Source organism: Microcoleus sp. F4-D5, from assembly GCF_036704885.1.
Lineage (GTDB): Bacteria > Cyanobacteriota > Cyanobacteriia > Cyanobacteriales > Microcoleaceae > Microcoleus.
In genome coordinates this window covers 1-2614 of the sequence record NZ_JAUBSX010000174.1, presented here as the reverse complement: position 1 = coordinate 2614, position 2614 = coordinate 1, and the positions used below count along the sequence as shown (strand labels likewise).

Sequence of the window (2614 nt, the reverse complement as noted above, 5' to 3'; positions counted from 1 at the left end):
AGATGATATCACCATCTACCCCTTTTGCCTAGAATGACCTCCTACTCTACCTTTCAGAGATGCCGTGAAAAGTAAGGGCTGCTTCTCTGATAAATGCTTCGGAATCGGGAACAAATTCCTGCATTCCTGTCAGGCTGATAATTGCTAGTTCTCCTTGATACCGGCCTCCGTCTGATAGGTAATCGAACAGAATTTTACCTGTTTCGTCTGCTTGGAAAATGCCGGAGTCGAAAAAAATGTTATTTTGAGTTGCTGGTTTGGCTGTATTGCCTGTGATTGCGTCGGTTTGAGTGGTGGATATTTGCGGTTTTTCGGGAAGGCTGTTGGTTGTTGGTGTTGAATCTTTGTTGAGGATGAAGGCGTCTATCTCTGCTTGTTGGGGAGATGTTTCTGGGCTTTTATCGAGGATTTGGTTGTTTGATGGTAATAGTTCAAGGCTGGAGTTTGTGGAGGAGGTTTCGTTAGCGGTTAGGAGATTGTTTGGGGGAGAAGAGTAATTATTGGTAGAATTTGCTAGTTGCAATTCTTCTGGAATGTCGGGAATGAGGGAAATATTTGCAGTTAGTTTTGGGGTAGATGCTTCGATTGGTGACATGATTTAAAGTTTGGTTTTTTGATGATGAAAATTGCTCAAATTATTCCTAATTTGAGGAGTTGATTTTTAAATTTTTGCAAGCAAAGCGAGTCCAGACACTGCTGGAATTTTGTTTTTTTTATTGAGGACGGAAGCTGCGATATCGACAGGTGAAAACCTGCCAGCAAGGCTGACAAAAATTTGATGCGATCGCAATAAGTTGTTTTTTTTATTGCTGTTGTTAACAGATAGATTTGAGAATATCAGTAATTTTTATCGATCGAAAGCGGTTTTCACCATCTTGAAGTAAACTTCATCACAGCTTTAACTTAGGAATGAAAAATTAATAACTTGATTAATTCGTGAGTTGAGGTACCGCTCGATAATTCCATTTGGGTAAATATTCATCAAAAACAATTTTCAGATTTTTTTTAAAATCATCAGTCACCTTTCGACCAATTTCATAGATTTTATCTACCACATTTACAACTACAGATAGACCTTTGTTAGTGTGAGTTTTTTCCATGAGACTTTTGACTAAATTTAGACTTGTAAAAATCACTCCTTGACAGGCTCTGGTTATATGAGGGAAGAGTCGATGTTCAATGGGATTGTATTTAGATGTATACGGAGGGTAATGAGCTATTCTGATCTCAATTCCAATTTCATCTACTAACTTTTGTAAATCTTGCTTAAAGATATAATGATTAGCATTATTGCTACCGCCACCATCACACTTAGCTAGAATCGAATTGGCATGAGGATAGGCGGCTTTTCCATAATTATTCCACCAGTGTTTGATGGATTCACAAGCAAATTCACTGGTATCTTTACTGTTACCTAATGTTACATATCCTCGATTTTTTTGGCAATCGTAAATTCCATGTGGAATCACTTTACCACAACCTAAACTCCAAAAATCATGGTAAGACAGTAATGACAGGTTCGGTTGTATAAAGAGTACCGTGACGATACAAATTCCCTAAAACTTCTTTCTTTTTGGTATCAAAACTAATAATGGGATTACCTGCTTTTCTATACTGTGTGTCGAGCATAGCAATATTTTCAAATTGAGAATTACGATTTTTATTAGTTCCTATTGTTTGCTTTTTTTGTGCTTTTCGCTTGACATATCCATGCTTTTTTAAAAGTTTACTTATTAGAGGAAGACTAATAATAAATCCGGCAGACCTCAGTCCTAAAGCTATTTCTTTATGCGTCAAATTAGTCCATTTAATTAACTCATTCATTGGGTCTCCCGCTGTCTGAAATTTTCAGACTTCTAAAAAGGCTTCATTAATGCCGATCTGAGTAGATAAAATACTTTTTCTGCCGCCTCCTTTTTTTCTGATTCTTAAATTATCGATTGTCGTTTCATCCATTTTTTCTAAATCTTCAATTCCCTGAACAATAGTATTTCGACTGCAGCCGAAAAGTTGCATTATATAGCTAATTCCACCCCATCCCAGTTTTTGGGCTTCTATCGCTGCATACCTTCTTTTATCCTTTTCTGATAAAGAGTTATAAAGTTTCTTCATTTCTGACTCAAGTGAACTAGAATAAAACATAGATTTAAAGGTAAGGTAGGGTGGTAAAATAGAAAAATAAGAAAGCAAGTTTCTCTCACTTTTGGTGAAAATGGTGAGCGAGGGCTGTTTTTCATTATATCCGAAAATACATCAAGTTATTTATTTTTCATTCCTTACTTCCGTATTTGAAGCGTCACACTAGGAATTTTCGGCTTTTGACAACTTTGGACTGGCGATCGCCAAACTGATTTACCCGTCGGCTGTATAAAAAGTAACTTAATTTGTTCGCAAAAATACGAAAAAACCGATTGCAAAAGTAAATGCTTTGGAAACTACGTTGTACAGTCCTGGACGCAGACACACTATATGTAGTGTGGTGCGATTCCTAATAATTACTAACGACCAATGAGTGATGACTTGGCCTAAGTGAAGCCTAATATAGCGATCCTAAATGATTTTCTATGTACAATATTGATGAATTTTGGGAAAATCAAATTTATGTTCCTTAGTG

At 36.5% G+C, this 2614-nt stretch carries 4 protein-coding genes; all 4 read right to left on the bottom strand.

Features of this window, described 5'->3' with window-relative positions:
• Positions 1–46: 46 nt before the first annotated feature.
• The 4 genes from QUA80_RS33335 to QUA80_RS33320 all read right to left on the bottom strand — a co-directional run bounded on the left by QUA80_RS33335 (position 47) and on the right by QUA80_RS33320 (position 2142).
• Positions 47–595: a hypothetical protein gene (locus QUA80_RS33335; protein WP_333429173.1), complete on the bottom strand. Its 549-nt coding sequence runs from the start codon at positions 593–595 to the stop codon at positions 47–49.
• Between the two features lie 334 nt (positions 596–929).
• Positions 930–1469 (bottom strand): ISAzo13 family transposase, encoded by a 540-nt coding sequence (locus QUA80_RS33330; protein WP_333234379.1) that lies wholly within the window; start codon positions 1467–1469, stop codon positions 930–932.
• A 25-nt stretch (positions 1470–1494) separates the two neighbouring features.
• Positions 1495–1824, bottom strand: a complete 330-nt coding sequence (locus QUA80_RS33325; RefSeq protein ID WP_333429172.1) for an ISAzo13-like element transposase-related protein — start codon at positions 1822–1824, stop codon at positions 1495–1497.
• Positions 1825–1848: 24 nt separating this feature from the next.
• Positions 1849–2142: a hypothetical protein gene (locus tag QUA80_RS33320; RefSeq protein WP_333429171.1), complete on the bottom strand. Its 294-nt coding sequence runs from the start codon at positions 2140–2142 to the stop codon at positions 1849–1851.
• Positions 2143–2614: the final 472 nt, after the last annotated feature.

Bases quoted from the DNA above. Each gene is read 5' to 3' on its own strand.
- QUA80_RS33335 (WP_333429173.1), bottom strand. From the start codon at position 595: ATGTCACCAATCGAAGCATCTACCCCAAAACTAACTGCAAATATTTCC.
- QUA80_RS33325 (WP_333429172.1), bottom strand. From the start codon at position 1,824: ATGAATGAGTTAATTAAATGGACTAATTTGACGCATAAAGAAATAGCT.
- QUA80_RS33320 (WP_333429171.1), bottom strand. From the start codon at position 2,142: ATGTTTTATTCTAGTTCACTTGAGTCAGAAATGAAGAAACTTTATAAC.